Source organism: Psychrobacter sp. Pi2-51, assembly GCF_904846665.1.
GTDB lineage: Bacteria > Pseudomonadota > Gammaproteobacteria > Pseudomonadales > Moraxellaceae > Psychrobacter > Psychrobacter glaciei.
On record NZ_CAJHBP010000001.1, the window covers coordinates 117941 to 139799 of the forward strand.

Consider the following 21859-nt stretch of genomic DNA (forward strand, 5'->3'; position numbering starts at 1 on the left):
AAATATTCAGCTACCTATGTTTAGACAAGTTTGTGTGATTGGGCTTGGTCTTATTGGCGCCAGTTTTGCGCAAGCCATTAAAGACAGTGGCTTAAGTGAGCGTTTGGTAGCGGCCGATAGGCATGTACCCAGTATTACTGAAGCCATTGAGCATGGTTTGTTAGATGCTGGTAGTGCTAACTTACAAGACGTCGTTGGTGGCAGTGATTTAATTATCATTGCAGTTCCAGTACAGGCCGTCGAAGCAGTATTTCTTGACATTAAACAGGCAATGGATGACGGACAGCTTGCCACTGATTGCATCATGACGGATGTCTGTAGTACTAAGGTCAATATCATTGATGCTGCTAAAGCGGTGTTCGGCTCGCTGCCGATAGGACTAGTACCCGCGCATCCGATTGCTGGGGCTGAAAATTCAGGGTATCATGCTCGCCGCGCCAATTTATTTGTCAATCATAGCGTGATTATCTGTGAGCTACCTACCACAAGCAATGTAGCCATCACCAAGCTGCGGCTACTATGGGAAGCGGTGGGCGCAAATGTCATATCAATGGATGCTAATCACCATGATCGCATATTGGCGCACACCAGTCATTTGCCGCATCTGCTTGCCTTTAATTTGGTTGAGCAGTTGGCAAGCCATGATGATAATTTAGATATGTTTCGTTATGCTGCTGGTGGATTTCGTGATTTTACGCGTATCGCTGCCAGTGACCCTAAAATGTGGCACGATATATTTTTTGCCAATCAAAGCGCCATTGTGAGCGCCCTTGATGAGTATGGTGTCTACTTACAGACTATGCGCCAGCTTATCATTGATAAAGATTCAACCGCCCTGATGGGACTTTTGGGCCGCGCGCAAGCCGCACGGCGACATTTTGGCCATATGTTAGCCAGCACCCCTTATACGGATACTTCTGCCATGTCAGCTTCTTATATTATTACGCCTAGCAATACTGTCTCTGGCACCATTGCCATCCCTGGTGACAAATCTATCTCGCATCGCAGCATCATGCTTGGCAGTCTTGCCACAGGTGTGACGAATGTTACTGGATTTTTGGAAGGGGAGGATGCGCTTGCCACGTTGCAGGCATTTCGTGATATGGGTGTGAGCATTGAAGGCCCTGATAAAGGAAGATTAACCATTCATGGTGTTGGTATGAATGGCTTAAAGCCAAGCAAGACACCTTTATACATGGGCAATTCAGGCACCAGCATGCGCCTGCTGTCAGGTATCTTGGCGGCACAATCATTTGATAGTGTGTTGACGGGTGATACGAGCTTGAATAAACGCCCGATGGAACGGGTGGCAGCGCCGCTACGCACCATGGGTGCTGTGATTCAAAGTACAGGTCATAGTGGCACGGCACCGCTCAGTATCACTGGTCGTGATACGGTCGGCAAGCCACTCCAAGGCGTTGAATATGATATGCCAGTCGCGTCTGCACAGGTGAAGTCTTGCTTGCTGTTAGCAGGTCTATGGGCAGAGGGTACGACAACGGTCACTCAGCCTGAAGTCAGCCGTGACCATACCGAGCGTATGCTATCCGCCTTTGGTTATCCGGTGACCGTTGATGGCAATCGTATCAGCGTTGAAGGCGGCGGTACATTGACAGGTGGTGATATCGCTGTGCCTGCTGACATATCCTCTGCGGCCTTCTTTATGGTAGCCGCTGCTATCAGTCAAGGTAGTGAGCTGACCTTGACGCAAGTGGGTATTAACCCGACACGTACGGGTATTATTGATATCTTAAAGCTCATGCAAGCAGATATTAGTTTGAGTAATGAGACGCATGTGGGCGGCGAGCCAGTCGCTGATATTACGATTCGTGGTTCAAACTTGGTCGGTATTGAGATACCAGAGCATCTCGTACCGCTAGCGATTGATGAATTCCCTGTATTGTTCATTGCCGCCAGCTGTGCGCAAGGTCGCACAGTATTGACGGGTGCCAAAGAGTTACGAGTTAAAGAGTCTGATCGTATTGCGGTGATGGCAGAAGGGCTACATACGCTCGGCATCGACTGTACCGTTACGGATGATGGACTAATCATCGAAGGTCAAGGTATTGGAAGTGAGAATGGTGATGTCAATAATATCCAGCCTGTATTCGGTGGCGGTCATATTACTTCTCACCATGACCATCGTATTGCCATGAGTTTTTCTGTTGCCAGTCTGCGTGCCTCCAAGCAAATTACCATTGAAGGAGTTGAGACGGTCAATACCAGCTTCCCAGGATTTGCTGAACTTGCCAACCAAATCGGTATGTCTATCCAAGTGGATGCTGGCGCTGAATAAATCATTGAGTGCTGATTAATATTCTTCTATGATTTGCACTGTAAAATATAAACAGATGGTGGCTAGCTGATCAAATAGCCACATTAGCCTAAAAACTTTATCTAACATCGTTAGCAATGTACTCATGTCACCATTGGCATGAGTACATTGCTTTTTAATTTATAATCTCACTGTAGTAACCCTGCGTTCTCGCCACTAAATCGATAATAATACTTAGAATTAGGTGAGGGCGCGCTTTGCTCTAAAAAGTTGTCCTATATTATGACTACCCAAAATGTCATCAAAAAACCCGTTGCCCCGATAACCACAACCAGACGCGGCATTATCACTGCGCTTATTGCGTTTTTTATCTGGGGCGGATTTCCGTTATACTTCAAACAATTATCCGATTATGATGCGACTGAGATCATTGGTCATCGCATCATATGGACATTCCTGTGTCTATTGCTTGTGCTAGTAGTCACTAAGCGCTGGCAATGGATTGAAACGCTCAAACAAAACCCAAGATGGATAGCACTGTCATTGATATCTGGTTTGATTATCGCAACCAACTGGCTGACCTATGTATGGGCGGTCAATCATGACCGTATTCTTGAGGCCAGTTTGGGATACTTTATAGGGCCATTGGTAGGTGTTGCGCTATCGATGATTCTATTCAAAGAGCGCTTACGACCTTTGCAGTGGGTGGCTATTGGATTTGCACTCTTGTCTGTCGTGATCCAAGTGGTGATGATTGGCAGTCTGCCGTGGATATCATTGATTTTGGCATTTAGCTTTAGTACTTATGGCACTATTCAACGGCAAACCCCGTTGACAGCTGTCGATGCGATGTTTGTCGAAACAGCGATGCTAGTACCTTTATGTCTTTGGTGGTTTTGGCAGTCCGATGTGGTCAGTCATCAGCTGAGCTTTTGGTTTAGCTCAAACATTTGGCTACTTATGATCGCAGGGCCGATTACTTTGATACCGCTATTATTGTTTAATAAATCTACCAAGCTCGTCGCTTATAGCATTCTAAGCTTTATGAACTATTTAACGCCGACCTTTATTTTCTTCTTGGCAGTGTTTTATTATAACGAGCCATTTGATTTAAAACGCTTGGCAGTCTTTGGCTTGATTTGGCTAGGTTTGCTGTTATTCAGCATTGACTTATGGCGTCATCGTCCAAGTAAAGTGTTAAAAGCCGCGCGTCTGCGTGAAGAGGCTTTGAAGCAAGTTAAATAAAGTTTGAATTGAATCTCTGAATTAAAAATGTAGCAAACAAGGATGGAAGCATGTTTCATACTGAATCTGATGTGGTATTTGTAAAAGGTTTAAAAGTCGAAGCCGTCATCGGTGTTTACGCGTGGGAGCGGGCGATCACGCAGCCGCTGCTGATTGATATTGCGCTTGAAACCGACATTAGCCGTGCTGCTGTATCAGATGATGTCAATGATGCGCTAAATTATAAAGCGGTCTGCGATGATGTCAGCGCGTGGTGCAAAGAGATTCAAGCAAAACTGCTTGAGCATTTGGCTGGGCAAATTTCTGATAAGCTGCTTGCAAAATACGCTTGTCATAAAATAACGTTAAGCGTTGCCAAGCCGACTGCTATTGCGCAAGCGGATGCAGTTGGCGTTCAAATCACGCGCTATGCTTCAACGTCAACCAACGAGCTAGCTATTAAAGAAGCTGCCAAAGAAGCTAATAATAGCCAAGCCGATGATGTATAACACATTGATGCATTTGAATTTGGAAATGCTAACACAATGTCCACCTGAGACTTTGCAGGCGCAGCCCGTGGTAGAGATAATAGTAGCGCTGGGTAGTAATTATCAAGCCGAAAAATATCTGCCACTTGCTCTAGAGTGTTTGGCAACGCTAGGTCAGATACGGCTATCTACTGCTTTTCAAAACCCTGATTTCACCGCAACTTTAGAACAACCAAAGCCTGATTACACCAATCAATGTGTACATCTCATACTAGCAATACCGATGAGTCTGCAGCAACTACAGCAAACCTTTAAAAACCTTGAAGGAGATTGTAATAGATGTCGACAGACTGATTCGAACCAAGTACGGCGAGTGACAATGGATATTGATATTTTGCTAGTCAAGTTGGCTGAAGAAAAAAATAGCCTAAGCAATAAATCGACATTTAAACCAACGTCTAATTGGATTGTAATGGCAGATCGCTATCCATTTAAAGCACATGAGGCGGCGGGGATTGAAGAGCTTGCAGTGACTGATGTTTGAAGCGGCTGAGATACTATTCACGTATGAGGCCTGTTTGCCAATATAAAATGACTGGCGCTTTTAAGGTATGTCGCTTCTTTTTTCCACTGTAGTAGTCGCTTTGGTTTTTTGGTTGTTCAATGCCTATTCATGCATCATCAAACATGCCCTAATATAGGTGGTTCCATTATGGCAGTCTATTTTAGGTGGTCTGTTAATAGGTTTGAGGGGCGAATTAGTTGGTTCCCTTGGGATATACCTATGGCAAACCAATCAGGTGCTTTCACTTAAGGAAAATAATTTGACAGTTCGCCCAGCTTTAATAAGCTTTGGCTAAATATTCAAAGCAAAACTCAATAACACGCGTTTACCAGACCGAATTCGTGACACACTGTGCTCATACTTATCGGGACGAAATAAATAAACTCTGTCAAACAGGTTTATAATGCAGTTTGAACACCTGAACACACCACCAACTTTAGGCTGAATTAAGATAAAGTTTAATTTGTAATAACGGCCTTTTTGCACGGGGTCACAGTGCTTCATAACGCTGTGGTTAGTAGGGTAGGTGACATAATTAATTGAAAAAATTCTACTACTGAAAATTGCTTTGTTGGTTACTCTTTCGGTCATATCTAATCCATTGTTTTACGTGTATTAAACGTCGCTTAACGCATCTCAGGCTAGTTGTATTGATTGTAACTTAGTTAAATACTAGCGCGAATAATGTAATGAAATGTTCTATTGAATCTGAATTTTCGACAATGAATACTTGATAGGCAAGCGAATCAGCAACTTATGGATAATTACATTAGTTTTGCCACAAAGAGATTATGAACCGCCCCAAATATATTGGAGAGTAGCTCTTTTAAAAGGTAATAGCAATTTGGGTATACTCTATAGAAAATTATATAACTAATATTATTTCAGAAAAATCGATAGGGAAATAAAATGTACATCTTTAGAATAAAAGAACGACATTTTTTTCCTATGATTAAAGTCTGTGGTCAATTAATTTAGGAGGATAGACGAAGGAATGCTAATTATATAGCCACTACCTTCTGCTTTTTAGCATGAATTTTATCCATTACGCCAAAATATCTCAAAATAAAAGCTGGGCAATATAAATGCCCAGCCTACATCACATCAGTTAATAAAACTTTAGCGCCTTTCTTAATGTATAACGCGGCCGTACTCCTTATGTTTTCAGCAACTGTCTCAGCTATTTTTTCTCATCATTAATGTCATCTACATCAGCACGATCAATCACATCTAAATCTTCTAAGCACAGTTTATCGTATTGTTTTTTGCAAAAGTCAGGATCGATCTGGCACATTGCTGATTGTAATTGGTCTAAGCGGTTTTCTGATTGCTGAATATGTTCGAGCATTTTAGCGAAGGCTTCAGCGACAGGGTCTTGTGAAGAAGGGTCGATACCGTAAGCTTGAAAGGCTGTGGCACGTGCAGCACTGGTCGTATTGCTTTCAATATTGTCTTGATTTATCTTACCCGTTTGAGCCGCTTTTTCTTGTTGTTTGGCATCTTGCACTTTGGTCGCAATAGGATTGCCTTTTTCATCATGATAGTCTGAAATCATACGAGCCGCACTACCGACCATCGTGGCGTTTGCTGGTACGGGTTTGACGACCACGGCATTGGAGCCAATTTTAGCATTTTTGCCAACAGTAAACGGCCCCAATACTTTTGCCCCAGCACCGACCGTCACGCCATCTTCTAGGGTCGGGTGACGCTTGCCGTTATTTTGCGAAACGCCGCCGAGGGTGACGCCATGATAAAGCGTGACATCATTGCCGATTTCTGCCGTTTCACCGATGACCACACCAACGCCATGATCGATAAAGAAGCGCTTACCAATTTTGGCAGCTGGATGGATTTCAATACCGGTGATGATACGCGAGCCGTAAGAAATAACGCGAGCTGCCAGCTTTTGGTCATGTTGCCACAGATAATGCGCACCGCGATGCAAAATAAGTGCATGGATACCAGGGTAAGTCAGTAATACTTCTACGCTATTACGCGCTGCAGGATCACGGGTAAATACCGCATCAATATCTTCTGTTAGGTCTTTTTTGATGCTGGCAAGAGATTTGAACAGTTTGGCTGGCAATGGCATAAAGCGTCCTATCTATTCGTCGGTAGAGTGTCGTTGCTAAAACAGCGATGCCTCTAATCTGTGGTCGTAAAGTTCGGATAACAAGGAATACATGTTTTCGCTAAGCTTCTGCAAGTTATAACAGCTTTATACTGCAAAATATAGTAAAAAGCTGTCGAAGGTGAGCTGATAAACAATAACAATGACTTGTTTTAGTCTTTTGAGAGTTTGGCAATCAAAGCGCTCAATAACTGATACTCTTTTTGATCAAGCTGTAAACGCGAGCCAAGTCTAGACAGTCGTGAGGGTAACGATTTTAAATGCTCACTATTTGCTAGACCACGGTGCACCATCAGGTCAGTGGTACGCTGAGTAAGCTGTTGCAACTGCTGCTGAGTAATAGCAGGCTCATCCCACTGCTGACGTAAATGCACATCAAGCGTTGGCTGAGCAGTAGCACTCAAATTATTATCTAAATCATCTGCTGTCTGAATGTGCGTTTGGGCATAAGCAAAAATAAAGCTGGCAATCACTTGGACGGCTGAGGCGACATTTAAAACAGGATAAGCAGGATTGGCATCGATTTGGATATGATAATCAGCACAAGCCAACTCTTCGTTGGTTAGACCACGATCTTCACGTCCAAACAAGATAGCGATGTTTGGTTTACCGTTGCTATGAGCACTTTGGTTATCGTCAGTATGGTTGCTTGTAGTAAAAGCGGATTGTTTATCAAGAAAATCGCACATGATTTGGGCGGCTTGCGTGGGTGTCACCACAGGGCGCGGCAAGTGACGGCTGCGACTGCTGGCCGCAAATACCAACTGAGAGTCTCCAATAGCCGACTCTAGTGTGGGCGCTATCAAAGCTGATGACAATACCTCACTGCCGCCTGCTGAATGAGAAACACTGGTTTCATCGATTGGCAGCTTGGGATCTACAACGGTTAAACGTGACAGACCCATAGTATGCATTGCCCGTGCTGCCGAGCCAATATTGGCAGGCAAAGTCGTATTGACCATAACCACTTGTAGGCAATCAAGGTAGTCATTTACTGTATGGGCGGATGCTACTGCTCGTGCAGAGTTGTTACTCATTATTGTCCCAATCTCTGATTAATTTCTTGTTCAGCACGGTGTAATGCAATGGCAATCTCTTCAATAAGCACAGCTTGCTCACCGACACGGCGTTCACGGCAGCGCTCTTGTAATTGACAGCTCAAGTTTATCAGTTGAGTGGTACCTAAGTTAGCACTAGCTCCTTTTAGAGCGTGAGCTATCTCAAAGCCAGCGGCATCATCGTTTTGTTGTTGAGCTGTTCGCAAGTTTGTGATGCGCTGTTTACTATCAGTGATATAAACCTGTATCAAGTCGGCAAAATCTTCTTCTAACAAGTCACGCATGTCTTCGAATTGTTCGTGATTGATAATCTCTTCGTCATTTTGTCCAATCATATTATTATTTGTGGTTTTGTCCATGGTTACTGTCCAATTTTTAAAAGTTAAAGCAATAAGATTACTATAATGAAGTTTCGAAAAGTAAGGTACGTCTTAGCTGTAATGGAAATGTAAGTTATCTTCGCTCAGCATGTTCTTTAACTGCTGCAAATTGTCATCGTTAGGGTAGACGCGCCAATGCTCGGATAGCCCCACATTAGCGATGCCAAATTCCTCATAAATGCTCAGTCCCAGTGGCAGACAATTATCATTAATGGAGGCGTCGGTATTGCTCAAAGCATTATTGGCATAACTTTGACTAGCATGGTTTTGATGTATACCGTTTTGAAGCGCACCTTGGTTCATATCATTTTCTAGCGCCAATAAATCATTGCCATTTTCATCAAACAGACTTCCGCCCATTGCAGCATCGTAACCACTGTTGCCATTGAAGCTGCCACTTTGCTCGTCTTGCTCGTTGTCATAAGACATTTTTGGTGCTGGAATAATACTGGCTTGTGCAGACTTAAGTAACGGTTGCAGGCGTGTCAGCAAATTAATATCGCTACCGTGAATCTTAATACTGATTTTCTTCATCCATCTTAGACGGGCATCTACCATACTCATCGCATTATCAAGGCGCGCAAACAGGCGTCCATCACGCTCACGGATACTGCCTTTAATGATGACGACTTCATCGATTTTCAACTGTTCTTTGACACGATTAAAGCGCTCTGCATAACAGCTGACTTCCAGTCTTGAGGTTCCATCATCTAAGATAATTACATTACGATTGCCAAAGTTGGCGATATCGATAATCAAACCTGCAAAATAGCAGCTGCCGTTATAGCCGGTATCCGTTAGCTTATCGAGACGTGCACCTGAGGTATAGCGTTTAATTTCCTCTAAGTATTCATTGATTGGGTGTCCAGTTAAGTACAATCCTAACGTGTTCTTTTCCGCTTTTAGACGGTGCTTGTCACCCCAAATTAGCTCTGGGGTCATCACCAACGGTGGCGCGGCGACGACACCATCCATTTCACCAAACAAATCCATCATACCGATTTCACGATTTTGACGGTCTTGCTCGGCGGCTTGCACGGCACTTGGCAACTGACTCATTAACGCACCGCGAATCTCGTAAGCTTCATCGGCTGGCAAGTCAGGTCGCAAAGTTGCCGCGAAGTCATCAAAACAGCCAGCGTTTATCAGTCCTTCAAGGGTACGCTTGTTGACCTTTTTGATATCAACACGGCGGCAAAAGTCATACAAGTCTTTGAAAGGGCCTTCACGTCTTCGTGCATCAACGATAGATTCGACCGCCCCTTCGCCAACGCCTTTAATCGCCCCCAAACCATAAATAATATTGGTTGGGGTATCAGCGACAAAATGCCATTCACTGCGATTCACCGATGGATTAACGACGGTTAACTCAAAGTTTTCACGGCAGTCATTGATAAAGAACACCACGTTGTCGGTGTTGTTCATATCTGAGGTCAATACCGCCGCCATAAATTCTGCAGGATAGTACTGTTTTAGATACGCGGTCTGATAAGCAAGCACGCCATATGCGGCAGAATGCGAGCGGTTAAAACCGTAACCGGCGAACTTTTCCATCAAGTCAAACACACCGCCTGATGTGACTTCATCAATACCTTGTGCGGTGGCACCAGTAATGAAAATATCGCGCTGTTTGGCCATCTCTTCAGGTTTCTTTTTACCCATAGCGCGGCGTAACATATCTGCACCGCCCAAGCTGTAGCCCGCCATCACCTGCGAGATTTGCATGACCTGTTCTTGATAGACAATAACGCCGTTGGTGTTTTCTAAAATTGGCTCAAGATTGGGATGATCATAAATGACTTCTTCGCGACCATGCTTACGGTCGATATACATCTCTACCATGCCTGCATCGAGCGGACCCGGACGATAGAGCGCACACATGGCGATCACATCTTCAATATTGGTCGGTTGTAATTTCGCCAGATACTTTTTCATACCCATACTTTCTAACTGAAAGACGGCAGTAGTCTTAGCGTCTTGCAAGAGCTTGTAGGCTTTAGCATCATCTAACGGCAGGTCTTCTAATACCAACGCATCTTTGCCTTCTTTTGCACGGCGCAGGTTGATATTTCTGACAGCAGCATCAATCACGGTCAAGTTACGTAGACCCAAAAAGTCAAACTTTACTAGCCCAACGGCTTCAACGTCATCTTTATCAAATTGGCTGACGCGGTGACCTTCATCATCACAATAAATGGCGCTAAAATCCGTGATTCTGTGCGGTGCAATCAATACGCCGCCGGCATGTTTACCCACGTTCCGGCAAATACCTTCAAGCTTGATAGCCATCTCCCATACTTCGATGGCATCTTCATAATCCATATTATCAGGATTGGAAATTAAGTCTTTCAGCTGCGGCTCTTGCTCAAGCGCTTGACTGAGTGTGATCCCCGGTGTTTTGGGAATAAGTTTAGACATTTTACTGGCAAGAAAGTAGGATTTACTTTGCGCGCGCGCCACATCTCGTACCACTGCTTTTGCCGCCATGGTACCAAAAGTGATAATCTGCGAAACCGCTTCACGGCCATAAGTTTGCGCGACATAATCAATAACGCGGTCACGACCTTCAATACAAAAGTCAATATCGAAATCGGGCATTGAGACACGTTCAGGGTTTAAGAAGCGCTCAAATAGTAGATCGTAATGGATAGGGTCGAGGTCGGTAATGTTGAGTGCATAAGCGACTAGCGAGCCAGCACCAGAACCACGACCGGGTCCAACGGGTACACCATTGGCTTTTGCCCAACGGATAAAGTCCATTACGATCAGGAAGTAACCGGGGAAGCCCATAGATAAGATAACTTCCAGCTCATATTCTAAGCGTTCATCATACTTTTGGCGGAAGTCGCTCCAATGTTCAGTACGCTCGGCGACAGGGAAGAGCTTATCTAATCGATTATTAAGGCCACGTACTGACTCCGCGCGGAAAAACGTTTCAATCGTCTCACCTTCAGGCACAGGAAAGTCGGGTAGGACATTAATACCTAGCGTCAAGGTCACATTACAGCGAGTTGCTAAGCGCAAGGTATTATCAATCACCTGCGGAATATCAGCAAATAACTGCTGCATTTGCGCTTGGGTTTTTAGGTACTGTGCATCGGAATAAGTTTGCGGACGATTTTGGTCAGCAAGCACGTAGGAGCCTGCGATACAGACACGTGCTTCGTGGGCATCAAAATCATCTTGCTTTAAGAAGCGCACGTCATTATGGGCAATGATGGGGATATTGTGCTTAGCACCTGAGTGAATAGCTGCCTGAATAAAAGTGTCTTCGCCTGAGCGATTGGTGCGCTTGATGGCAAAATATAAGCGATTACCAAACTTTGCTTGCCACTCTGTCAGTAGCTCGTCGGCTTTTTCTGGCATGGAGCCGACCAGTGCTTGACCCACATCTGACTTTTCGGTGAGGAGCACGATCACGCCAGCGGCATGCTCTAGAATATGACTACGCTTAACGACTGGCACCCCATGATTGGCATCGTCGGCGCGCCCTTCGGTAAAGCCGAGCGAGACGATACGAGTGATGTTTTGGTAGCCCTCGTTGTCCATTGCGAGCAGGGTGAGCCGTGTGTCTTCATTTTCCATGATGACTTCGCTGCCGATAATTGGCTTGATACCAGCACCTAGGCAGGCACGATAGAACTTTACCGTGGCATAGAGGTTGGACAAATCAGTTAATGCGAGCGCGCGCTGATTATCAGCCGCAGCGGCTTTCACTAGCGGCTTGATGCGCACGATAGAATCGGTAATCGAATATTCGCTGTGAATGCCAAGGTGTACAAATGCCATAGAAGACTCTTACTAGTACGATCAAAGGGGAATTAGCTGCTAAGGAAATAAATTTATTATTATCAATGCTTTATGTTGACTTTTGGAAGAGAATAAGACGTCGATAGTCATATTTATTCATTTTAGATGTAGCTGTTAATAATAGCATTGTTTGGCGCAGACAACCACTGATTCAGGGGTATCAAATTGAATTGAGTGTTTTTGACAATGGGTTTCATCACACAAAAAACCCTTCTATATCATGGTGATATAGAAGGGTTTTTTGTGTGAGATAGCACTGATAGTTTAATTAACGCTTATCATATTTATCACTATATTCTATCCAAAAGTCTGCATTTTCAACGCCTGCTTTTCTAGGGTCAAAGATAGGATCGAGTCCCAGCTTCATTTGCTCGTCGTAGTCTTTTAGCACTTTTAGCGCCGTTTTACTGAGTAATACGATGGCGATGAAGTTAAGGTAACACATACTGCCAAAACCAATATCACCTAGCGCCCACATCACGCCAACAGACTGCATGCTACCGGTAAAGCAGACTATTAAGAATATTATTTTTAATAATGGTTTTAAAACAGGGTAGCGCAATTTACTGTCTAAGTATACTAGCGTGGTCTCAGCAATATAGTAATAAGCAATCAAGCAGGTAAAGGCAAACAAGAAGATGGCGATAGCGACAAAGCCACTTCCATATTGGCTAAACACCGTCGAGACAGCGGCTTGGGTAAATGCCGTGCCCGCTTCGATACCTGGCATATTTTCGACCAGAGTCAAGCCCTCTTCTGGAATGACGTTGTACATGCCTGTCGATAAAATCATCAATGCAGTAGCGGTACAGACGAGCACAGTGTCAATGTAGATAGAAAAACTCTGTACTAAGCCTTGCTTGGCAGGATGAGAAACCTCTGCAGCTGCTGAGCTGAAAGTTGCTTCGCCTGCACCAGCAACGTTAGAGAATACCGCACGGCGGACACCCCAAGATATGGCTAGACCAACGATACCGCCAAACACAGCATCCATACCAAATGCACTTTTGAAAATAAGAGCGAACATAGCAGGTAGGTTTGAGGCATTGAAGGCTAAGACGATAACCATCATCAAGATGTAACCAATGGCCATGAAAGGCACAACTTTACCAGCAAAACTGGCGATTCGTTTCACACCACCAAAGATAATAACGGCTAGCATAGCGACGATAATTAACCCTGTCACAGCAGGTGAGATGTTAAAGGCGGTATCGAAAGAATCAGCGATGGTATTGGCTTGTACGCCGGGCACCAAAACGCCATAAGAAAGACAAGTCACCGTAGCTACTAAAATAGCAAAGGGTTTCATCTTGAGTCCGCGCTCGATATAAAAGGGTGAGCCGCCACGATACTGGTCATCAACGGTATGCTTATAAACCTGTGCAAGGGTAGACTCAATAAAGGCGCTAGCACCGCCAAGCAAGCCCATGACGATCATCCAAAAAACGGCACCAGGACCACCCGCTGCGATAGCGGTGGCTACCCCTGCAATATTACCAACACCAATGCGACCTGATAACGCCATACAAAAGGCTTGGAATGAGCTAATGCCTTGGGTTGAGGTTTGTTTGTCAAACAACAGCCTAACCATTTCTTTGAGATAGCGAAACTGGACACCGCGAGTCATCACGGTAAAATAAATGCCGACACCGAGTGCCAAATAAACTAACGCATCGCTCCATATATAGCCGACGATGGTATTAATAATCGCTTCCATGGCCTTACTTCCCTGTAAATATGTGACTAAAGGCTTAAATCATTTAAGCTGTTGTTTTAATCGATGACTGTGCTGACTGAATACGTTTGTTAATTGACCAGCCAAATGGTTTTGGTCTGCGCGTATTGTGCTAAGGCTTCTAAACCATTGTCACGACCGCCAAACCCTGATTGCTTATAGCCGCCAAATGGCGTGGTGATATCACCTTCTGAAAAACCATTAATAGAGACCGTGCCTGCTTTGATAGACGACGCCACACGATAAGCGCGCTTGATGTTTTGTGTATAAAAAGAAGCGGCGAGTCCATAATTGGTTTCATTGGCTAATTTGATGGCTTCTTCTTCCGTCTCAAAACTGGTGACGGCCAGTAAAGGGCCAAAGACTTCTTCCTTGAACAAAGTCATATCGGCTGTAACATCATCAAAAATAGTCGGCTCGATATACCAGCCACTGCCCATGTCGTCATGAATGTTGCCACCTGCAACGATCGTTGCACCTTCCTCTTTAGCGATTCGCAGATAATGACAAACCTTGTCAAAATGCGCTTTTTCAATCATAGGACCAATGGCGGTATCAGGGTCGTAAGGTGAGCCGACTTTCCAACCTTTCAGACCGTTTTTTAGTTGCTCAAGTAGCGCTTGTTTTTGACTGCTGTGGACTAATAAGCGTGAGCCGCAGCTACAGTTTTCACTCATATTCCAAAACGCGGCTGATAAGATATCGTTAATAGTGGCGTCATCAAGTACGGCATCATCAAAGACGATTTGTGGGCTTTTACCGCCGCATTCTAAGACGATTTCTTTTAGATTGCTTTGGGCCGAATACTGTAAAAATAGCCGTCCGACCTCAGTCGAGCCAGTGAATGACACCATATCAACATCCATATGCTGACCGAGTGCTGCACCGACATTTTCACCAAGACCGCAGACCATTTGCAGCGCTTCTCTGGGCACGCCAGCTTCATAGGCAAGCTCAGTTAAACGGTAGGCAGATAAAGAGGTCAGCTCAGCAGGTTTAACAATAACGGAGTTGCCCATAACAAGAGCAGGGGCGACTTTCCAAGCGTACATTTGGGCTGGGAAGTTCCAAGGTAATACCGCACCAACGACACCAATTGGCTCTTGCACAATAAGTCCTAAAGCCGCGCTACCTGTCGGCGCGACTTTGCCAAATACCTTATCAGCGGCCTCGGCATACCATTCAAAGGTCTCTATAGTCGCTGGCATGTCAGTGTTTAAGCATTCGGTAATCGGCTTGCCTGCATCTACACAATCTAATGCTGCCAGCTCCTCGACGTGCTCATGCATAAGTGCACACCAGCGCTGCATAATAGCCTTGCGCTCAGCAGGAGCTAAACGACGCCATTCACCGTTTTCAAAAGCATCGCGAGCGACTTGTACGGCAGTATCGACATCATCGCTAGTACCTGAGGCAATCTGACCGATAATGCTATTATCGATAGGCGTGTAATTATCCAAAGTAGCGTCTGATAAATTATCAGCCGCTATTAAATGACCAGCCCACAGCTGCTGCTGTTTTGCTTTCTCAAATACTTGTTCTTTAGTGACTTGTTGTGTAGTAGATTGTTGTTTAGTGCTCATTTCTCTAATCCTTATCTGCTAAATTTGATGCCATTGATTCGAGATTTGAATACAGCATCAAATTTAGCATTGGTTATTCTTAACATTGTTTTTACTAAGCTGAGCTGAGTGCTATTTAGACAGTAGGGCTAAAAACGCTGCTTTTTCATCTTCTGGCATGTCAGTTAATGGCACACGAACTGAGCCAACATCCATACTGCCTTTTAAGCAGCCCGCTTTGGCTTTTTGGTTGTAGTTGCCAGATTCCATAGAATGAATAGCAGGATAAATCTCACTCATGATTTGCTTGGCTTTATCCCAGTCCCCTTGCTGAGTGGCATTAAATAATGAAACTTGCTCTGCTGGGAAAACGTTGGCTGCGCCTGCAATCCAGCTTTTTGCACCCCAAAAGAAGAAATCAACCGGCTGATCATCACAGCCACAAACCACCTCAAAGTCATCAAAATTAGCTTGCAGCATGCGTAGCGCATGACTAAAGTCGCCGCTGCTTTCTTTTACACCGACGATGTTAGGATGCTGAGCTAGATGAGCAACAGTGTCAAATTCGATGGCAACGCCAACACGATCAGGGAAGTTGTACATAATAATCGGCAGCTCACTAGCATCCGCGACTTTTTCGAAGTGAGCGATGATGCCATCTTGCTCAGGTAAGCTATAAGGGGTGGCAGACAGCATAAGGCCGTCATAACCTAAGGCTTTTGCTTGTGCGGCAAGCTCAATAGAGTGGTCAGTCGATAAGCTGTTGATACCAGCAATCAGAGTGACTTTATTCTCAGCGCCTTTATTTTTTGCGGCTTCAGCGATAGTGGTTAATACCAGCTCGCGCTCTGCGGCCGAAAACGTATAGTATTCCCCTGTGGTACCGCAAGCGACGATACCGGCTACGCCTTTGTCGATAAAGGCTTCGACCAGTGTCGTTAATTTTTGCGCATCAATGTCACCGTTATTGTCGAAAGGGGTGACGATTGGGACTAAAATTCCATTTATGTTCATGAGACTATCCTTATTGGGGTTGATATTGTTGGTGGTTTAATGGGTAATGATTCAATGATGAATCGGTTGGTTTTTGCTTGGTTCATAAATTTTTAATAAGCTGCTTATTTAAAGCGGGCCAGTTGATACGGTTTTGGATCAATCGTATGGTCTTCATCAAAATAATACTCGGCAATCATTTGCGCACTAACGACAGCTTGCGTTAAACCTAAATGCTGATGCCCAAAGCTTAAAAATACGCGCTCGATTTTGTCGATGACTGGTAAGGAGTCTGCGGTCGATGGACGAAACCCCATCCATGACACGCTATCGCTAGCATCTAACGGCGCTTTTAACATAGGCTGCGCTTGTTGTAATAGCATATGTGCACGCTGCATATTGGCAGGCGCGTCAAGTCCTGCGTACTCCACCGTACCCGCCAAACGTAGGCCGTCTTGCATCGGGGTCATGACAAAGCGTCGATCCAAACTCGATACGGGAATCTGTAAGCGCGCGCTTTCATGAGGTAGCATTAAGTGATAACCACGTTCGGTATCTAAAGGGATGTTGACGCCCGTTAATTGCTTGGCCAAGGCTTTAGAGTGGGCGCCTGCTGCTAACATCACTTTGGTCGCTGTCATATCACCTTGACTGGTGGTCAAATGAATACCATCTGCATCATTGGTCGCTGCAAGGACGCGGCAATGTTCAATGACATGACCACCTAATTGCCTAAAAATATGGTGAAGCTGATTAATAACGGCTTTTAAATTGGTGATATGTCCTGTATTTGGGAAAAACAACGCCGCTAATTGGTTATCTTGTAAAGCAGGCTCACGCTCTAATAAATCCTCTTTGCTCAGCAGCTCATTGCTCACATCAATGTCATTGAGACGCTTACCGTGTGCTTTTAGTAGCTCAAGACTACTAGGCTTTTCAACCGTTAATAACGAACCCTTTACTTGTATCCAATCGCTCAATTGCCACCGATCAGCAAAGCCTTGCCACGCTTGTAGGCTGTTTTTATTTAAGCTTAACAACGCTTGATGAATCCGCTCAAATGGCTCAGGGCGCATATTCATCAGCAACTGCATCGCCCAAGGCATCAAACGCGGCAGATAGCGCCAGTCTATGCGCAGCGGTCCAGTCGGATTCAATAGCATGGCGGGTAAATGACGGAGCATGCTGGCATCAGCAATGGGGAATACTTGCTCGGTAGCGATATGACCGGCGTTACCTAATGATGCGCCTTGACCCACTTCATTGGCATCCAGCAGTGCGACCTTTACGCCTCGCGCTTGCAACGTCACCGCAGCCGCTAGACCGATAATGCCGCCTCCAATGATATGTAAGTCGACGTTTGAGATAGTCATAATTTTTCTCGCTTACGTTCGTCGATTAAGCACTCTTGATAGTGTTTACGCGTTTATCAATAAATATGTCACTTAATAAATTAGGCCACTTAATAAATAAGGTCGCTTCATAAATAAGGTCGCTTCATAAATAATGCTAAGACCTCGTTAAGACGGGATGCCCCATTTAAAAGGATCGTCTTGTTGCACAATGAGTGTGGTTTCGGCACAAACATAAGCATAACCACGAATCGTTGGGATAATGATCTGAGCAGGATAAGCCGTACCAGCTGCATTATTGAGCTTAGTAATCAGATCGGTATTAAGCTCAGTATTAAGCTCAGTTGCATGCTCATAACTGCCAGTGAATACGCTGCCGACTATGCCTTGTTGCTGCCAAAGTTGTTCAGGTGCTAGACGGTTATCAGCTGCTAGGCAGGCAAGCTTGGCACTAGTACCGGTACCACAAGGGGAGCGATCGTAAGCTGAACCTGGACACAAAACGAAGTTTTTGCTATCGACTTGGTCATCATCGCTATCGGCAAACAACTCGATGTGGTCAATCTCGCCGCCGTTTTCGCCAGTGATATTAGCAGCGATTAGTGCTTGCTTAATTTGCATGGTTACTTGAGTCAGTTTTTCGACATTATTTGCTTGAATGTCTTGTCCATGCTCATTGATTAAAAAGAACCAATTGCCACCCCAAGCGATGTCACCACGGATAAGCCCTAATTCAGGAACGTGAACGTCAACTTGTTTTTTATAACGGTAAGAAGGGACGTTTTGTACACTACAGCTGCCATCATCATGTAAGGTTGCTTTAACCAGACCGACAGGAGTCTCTAGCCAGTGCACGCCTGCCGATATCTTTCGTTGATAAGCCAATGAGACGATAACGCCAATCGTGCCGTGTCCGCACATGCCTAAATAACCAGCATTGTTAAAGAAAATAACGCTCGCTGTGGCTTTAGGATTGGTAGCAGGGAAGAGTAACGCACCGACAAGAACATCATTGCCGCGTGGCTCTAAGATGATACTTTGGCGCAGATGATCGAAGTTTTGTTTGAAGTATTGCAGCTTATCTTGCATGGTCTCACCGACGAGTTCAGGGAAGCCGTCATAGACCATACGAGTGGGCTCACCGCCTGTATGCGAGTCAATAATTTTAAAATTAAATAATGTAGAAGACATGACCGACGCCCTAATTCATCCGTGAAAAAGTTATATTCCGCTTTTTATGTATAAGACCTAATGGTTTTAATTTAACAGCCAATAGTTGGTTATTATTTGCTGAGGTCTATATATAGAGTGGACTTTTTTAGAGAGAGCGTCTTGCTGTTTTTTCATGGATAAATGCGTATTTCTGCATAGTGGCTCGGTGTACACTAGAGAAGTCTTTGCCTAAAAATTGGTAATAATAGATACACGCGACATAGCCTGCGAGTTATGGATGTTTGGCTGAATGTAAAATTGATATGACAGGGATGAGATGCGATGACTGAGGTAATAACAGATATAATAGAAGATACCGCGCTTGCTATGCTTACCACGTCATTGCAGCAGAGTATGACTGTCTATCGTCCTGACAGTCGTGAGGCTTTTATCGGTAATGTCTCATTACTGCTTCCGCTGCTGAATACTTTGACTAATGTGGTATTTTTTGTGAAAGATGAGCAGGCGCGGTATCAGCTGGCAAACAAAACTTTGTTAAAACGCTGTCAGTTGAGTCAGCACGAAGATATCGTAGGATTTACCACAGAAGAGGTGTTTTCGCATCGACAGAGTAGGGATTATATTTTGCAAGATATGAAGGTATTGCGAGAGGGGAAGTCTATCGTTGATAACTTAGAGCTGCATAGTTATGCGTCTGGTCAGTTAGGATGGTGTATTACCAATAAACTGCCTATCTATAATAAGAGCCAACAAGTGGTCGCCATGGTTGGGATTTCAGTCGATATTGATGAAGATAACGAGCGCGTTTTACGTAAACATGCGCGCTTGGCTGAAGTCGCTCAGTTTGTACGAGCGCATCTTGATCAAAAAATAAATATCGCACAATTGGCCGACTTGGCTAATTTGAGCGTATCGCAGCTAGAGCGTACTTTTAAGGCCGTACTGAATATGTCGCCATTACAGTTTGTGCAAAAGCTGCGCTTGGAGTATGCGGTGAAGTTATTGGCTAGTCATGAGGTGTCAGTGACTCAGATATCGTTGAACTGCGGCTACAGCGATCACAGTGCTTTTAGCCGTCAGTTCAAACAATTCACGGGTTTGTCGCCCAGCCAATTTCGCCAAACGCATTTATCATAAAAAAATCAGATCAATACCCAACCACTGCCGCATCGACGATACGTGGATCAGACGAGCCGTATATACCATTTGGAGTCAACATAATCGATTGCGTCGAACCCATGGCTGCTTTTGGACTGACCGTATGACCCATTGATTCAAGCTTTTTAACCGTATCAACATTCAGTGCCTTTTCCACTCGAATTTCATCAGGCAGCCATTGATCATGAATACGCGGTGCGTGAGTGGCCTCAGCGATATTCATATCATGATCAATGACATTTGAGATAATCTGAGTGACAGTGGTGATGATGCGACTACCACCGGGGCTACCAGTGACGATATAAGGTTTATTGTCTTTAAAGACCAGTGTCGGGCTCATCGAAGATAGCGGGCGTTTATTGGCTTCAACGGCATTTGCTTCACCGCCTAATAAGCCATAACCATTCGGCACACCGGGCTTGGCAGAGAAATCATCCATTTCATTGTTGAGTAAAATGCCTGTGCCTTCAGCGACGAGACCTGTGCCATAAGAGAAGTTCAGCGTATAAGTATTGGCGATTGCATTACCGTCTTTATCCACGATAGAGAAATGCGTGGTCTGATCGCTCTCGTAGGGCAGAGGGTTGTTGGCTTTGATGGTAGATGCTGGTGTGGCTTTGTCTGGATTGATTAAGGTGCGTAGTTTATCCGCATAAGCCTCTGAGGTTAAGCCGCTGGCAGGCACATCGATAAAGTCAGAATCACCTAAATACTCTGCGCGATCTGCATAAGCTAACTGCATGGCTTCAGCCATTAGATGAATGGTTTGCGCGCTGTTTTGACCATAGTCTTTTAACGGATAACCCTCTAAGATATTTAAAATCTGCACGATATGGATACCACCAGAAGACGGCGGTGGCATCGAGACAATCTCATAACCACGATAATCTCCTTTGACTGGCTCGCGAGCGATGGCTTCATAGTTAGCCAAATCCTGTAAGCTCATGCTACCGCCAGCCTCATTGACCGCTTTGACCAACTTACTTGCGGTTTCCCCTTTATAAAATCCATCTGCACCTTTTGCGGCAATCAGCTTAAGTGATTTTGCCAATTCAGGCTGTTTTAAACGCTCACCGGGTTGATAGGCGCTACCGTCAGGTTTAAAGAATATCTTTTTGGTGCTTGGCCATTTTTGTAAACGATCGCTCAAGGCGGTGAGCGACTCGGATAAGCCAGCCGTGACTTCGATACCGTTCTCAGCCAGTGCAATTGCAGGTGCCATCACTTGCCCGCGACTCATGGTGCCATGATCTTCTAACGCTTTAAGCAATCCTGCGACCGTCCCTGGCACACCGATGGCTAAACCATGATAACGAGACAAGTCGCTGACTGCATTACCATCTTCATCAAGATACATATCACGCGAGGCGCTACTCGGCGCTTTTTCACGGTAATCGAGAGCCACTGTTTTGCCTTGCTTGGCATCATAAATCATCATAAAACCACCACCGCCGATATTCCCAGCACGCGGCAAAGTCACTGCTAAGGCAAAGCCAACCGCGACCCCAGCATCAACGGCATTACCACCGTCTTTTAAAATATTGAGTCCAATATCAGAGGCAAGCGCTTCTTGGGTGGCGACCATACCGTTTTTTGCCCAAACCGGATGATGAATCGCATCTTCAGAATAAATGGCTTGATCGGCATTGGCGTTGTTAATCGTGGAAGTGAGCGTACTGGTTTTGGCTCGTGTAACACGTTTGGTTTCAGATATTACGGTAGGATTATCAGCCATAATAGCGAGATTGATGGCGCTGGTATTAATCGATGTTGGGTTGATGGTAGTTGATTGCTTGGTGGTTGGCTCAGCCGCATGAGCAGATAGCGATACTAAAAACGTACTGCTGATTAATAGAATAGCGGTTTTTATTTTTGCTCTGTTTTTAAGGTTATTTTGAGAAGCGTTAATTCCATCTTTTGATATTGGATTTTGCATTGTAAATTCCTTTTTGAGC

At 44.8% G+C, this 21859-nt stretch carries 15 protein-coding genes; 5 read left to right on the forward strand and 10 right to left on the reverse strand.

Going from position 1 to position 21859, the window contains the following annotated elements; translation table 11 throughout:
* Nucleotides 1-16: 16 nt before the first annotated feature.
* The 4 genes from JMY08_RS00480 (at nucleotide 17) to JMY08_RS00495 (ending at nucleotide 4531) form a co-directional block, all read left to right on the forward strand.
* Nucleotides 17-2296: a bifunctional prephenate dehydrogenase/3-phosphoshikimate 1-carboxyvinyltransferase gene (locus JMY08_RS00480; protein WP_201588882.1), complete on the forward strand. Its 2280-nt coding sequence runs from the start codon at nucleotides 17-19 to the stop codon at nucleotides 2294-2296.
* A gap of 261 nt (nucleotides 2297-2557) precedes the next feature.
* Nucleotides 2558-3520: an EamA family transporter RarD gene (gene rarD / locus JMY08_RS00485; protein ID WP_010201975.1), complete on the forward strand. Its 963-nt coding sequence runs from the start codon at nucleotides 2558-2560 to the stop codon at nucleotides 3518-3520.
* A 50-nt stretch (nucleotides 3521-3570) separates the two neighbouring features.
* Nucleotides 3571-4008, forward strand: a complete 438-nt coding sequence (folB, locus tag JMY08_RS00490; protein ID WP_194619765.1) for a dihydroneopterin aldolase — start codon at nucleotides 3571-3573, stop codon at nucleotides 4006-4008.
* Nucleotides 3998-4531, forward strand: coding sequence for a 2-amino-4-hydroxy-6-hydroxymethyldihydropteridine diphosphokinase (locus JMY08_RS00495; RefSeq protein ID WP_227679542.1), 534 nt, complete (start codon nucleotides 3998-4000; stop codon nucleotides 4529-4531). The genes folB and JMY08_RS00495 overlap by 11 nt, the downstream gene beginning before the upstream one ends.
* 1201 nt (nucleotides 4532-5732) lie before the next feature.
* Here JMY08_RS00495 and cysE read toward each other — a convergent pair.
* From cysE to JMY08_RS00540, 9 genes are all read right to left on the reverse strand, one after another.
* On the reverse strand, nucleotides 5733-6644 hold the full coding sequence (gene cysE / locus JMY08_RS00500) for a serine O-acetyltransferase (protein ID WP_201588435.1): 912 nt from the start codon (nucleotides 6642-6644) through the stop codon (nucleotides 5733-5735).
* Nucleotides 6645-6835: 191 nt separating this feature from the next.
* Nucleotides 6836-7720 (reverse strand): RNA methyltransferase, encoded by an 885-nt coding sequence (locus JMY08_RS00505; RefSeq protein WP_201588436.1) that lies wholly within the window; start codon nucleotides 7718-7720, stop codon nucleotides 6836-6838.
* On the reverse strand, nucleotides 7720-8100 hold the full coding sequence (locus JMY08_RS00510) for an Hpt domain-containing protein (protein ID WP_201588437.1): 381 nt from the start codon (nucleotides 8098-8100) through the stop codon (nucleotides 7720-7722). Before JMY08_RS00510 ends, JMY08_RS00505 begins: the two co-directional genes overlap by 1 nt.
* 72 nt (nucleotides 8101-8172) lie before the next feature.
* Nucleotides 8173-11910, reverse strand: coding sequence for a DNA polymerase III subunit alpha (gene dnaE / locus JMY08_RS00515; protein WP_201588438.1), 3738 nt, complete (start codon nucleotides 11908-11910; stop codon nucleotides 8173-8175).
* A gap of 289 nt (nucleotides 11911-12199) precedes the next feature.
* Nucleotides 12200-13648, reverse strand: coding sequence for an alanine/glycine:cation symporter family protein (locus JMY08_RS00520; RefSeq protein WP_201588439.1), 1449 nt, complete (start codon nucleotides 13646-13648; stop codon nucleotides 12200-12202).
* Between the two features lie 89 nt (nucleotides 13649-13737).
* Entirely contained in the window at nucleotides 13738-15249 is a 1512-nt protein-coding gene (locus JMY08_RS00525; protein WP_201588440.1) for an aldehyde dehydrogenase, read from the reverse strand.
* A gap of 111 nt (nucleotides 15250-15360) precedes the next feature.
* Nucleotides 15361-16242 carry a 4-hydroxy-tetrahydrodipicolinate synthase gene (gene dapA, locus JMY08_RS00530; RefSeq protein WP_201588441.1) on the reverse strand — a complete coding sequence of 294 codons (882 nt, stop codon included), beginning with the start codon at nucleotides 16240-16242 and terminating at the stop codon, nucleotides 15361-15363.
* A 104-nt stretch (nucleotides 16243-16346) separates the two neighbouring features.
* Entirely contained in the window at nucleotides 16347-17594 is a 1248-nt protein-coding gene (locus JMY08_RS00535; RefSeq protein WP_201588442.1) for an NAD(P)/FAD-dependent oxidoreductase, read from the reverse strand.
* A 147-nt stretch (nucleotides 17595-17741) separates the two neighbouring features.
* Nucleotides 17742-18764, reverse strand: coding sequence for a proline racemase family protein (locus JMY08_RS00540; protein WP_201588443.1), 1023 nt, complete (start codon nucleotides 18762-18764; stop codon nucleotides 17742-17744).
* 303 nt (nucleotides 18765-19067) lie between these two features.
* On the opposite strand from JMY08_RS00540, the gene JMY08_RS00545 reads away from it, so the two are divergent.
* A complete protein-coding gene (locus tag JMY08_RS00545; protein ID WP_227679544.1) occupies nucleotides 19068-19883 on the forward strand; it encodes an AraC family transcriptional regulator in 816 nt (271 codons plus the stop codon).
* A gap of 10 nt (nucleotides 19884-19893) precedes the next feature.
* Here JMY08_RS00545 and ggt read toward each other — a convergent pair whose 3' ends face one another.
* On the reverse strand, nucleotides 19894-21840 hold the full coding sequence (gene ggt, locus JMY08_RS00550; protein WP_227679545.1) for a gamma-glutamyltransferase: 1947 nt from the start codon (nucleotides 21838-21840) through the stop codon (nucleotides 19894-19896).
* Between the last annotated feature and the right edge of the window lie 19 nt (nucleotides 21841-21859).

Excerpts from the sequence above, each read along its gene's own strand:
- cysE (WP_201588435.1), bottom strand. The coding sequence starts at position 6,644 with ATGCCATTGCCAGCCAAACTGTTCAAATCTCTTGCCAGCATCAAAAAA.
- JMY08_RS00480 (WP_201588882.1), top strand. The coding sequence starts at position 17 with ATGTTTAGACAAGTTTGTGTGATTGGGCTTGGTCTTATTGGCGCCAGT.
- JMY08_RS00540 (WP_201588443.1), bottom strand. The coding sequence starts at position 18,764 with ATGTCTTCTACATTATTTAATTTTAAAATTATTGACTCGCATACAGGC.
- dnaE (WP_201588438.1), bottom strand. The coding sequence starts at position 11,910 with ATGGCATTTGTACACCTTGGCATTCACAGCGAATATTCGATTACCGAT.
- dapA (WP_201588441.1), bottom strand. The coding sequence starts at position 16,242 with ATGAACATAAATGGAATTTTAGTCCCAATCGTCACCCCTTTCGACAAT.
- JMY08_RS00520 (WP_201588439.1), bottom strand. The coding sequence starts at position 13,648 with ATGGAAGCGATTATTAATACCATCGTCGGCTATATATGGAGCGATGCG.
- JMY08_RS00505 (WP_201588436.1), bottom strand. The coding sequence starts at position 7,720 with ATGAGTAACAACTCTGCACGAGCAGTAGCATCCGCCCATACAGTAAAT.
- JMY08_RS00535 (WP_201588442.1), bottom strand. The coding sequence starts at position 17,594 with ATGACTATCTCAAACGTCGACTTACATATCATTGGAGGCGGCATTATC.
- folB (WP_194619765.1), top strand. The coding sequence starts at position 3,571 with ATGTTTCATACTGAATCTGATGTGGTATTTGTAAAAGGTTTAAAAGTC.
- JMY08_RS00510 (WP_201588437.1), bottom strand. The coding sequence starts at position 8,100 with ATGGACAAAACCACAAATAATAATATGATTGGACAAAATGACGAAGAG.
- JMY08_RS00495 (WP_227679542.1), top strand. The coding sequence starts at position 3,998 with ATGATGTATAACACATTGATGCATTTGAATTTGGAAATGCTAACACAA.
- JMY08_RS00525 (WP_201588440.1), bottom strand. The coding sequence starts at position 15,249 with ATGAGCACTAAACAACAATCTACTACACAACAAGTCACTAAAGAACAA.
- JMY08_RS00545 (WP_227679544.1), top strand. The coding sequence starts at position 19,068 with ATGACTGAGGTAATAACAGATATAATAGAAGATACCGCGCTTGCTATG.
- rarD (WP_010201975.1), top strand. The coding sequence starts at position 2,558 with ATGACTACCCAAAATGTCATCAAAAAACCCGTTGCCCCGATAACCACA.
- ggt (WP_227679545.1), bottom strand. The coding sequence starts at position 21,840 with ATGCAAAATCCAATATCAAAAGATGGAATTAACGCTTCTCAAAATAAC.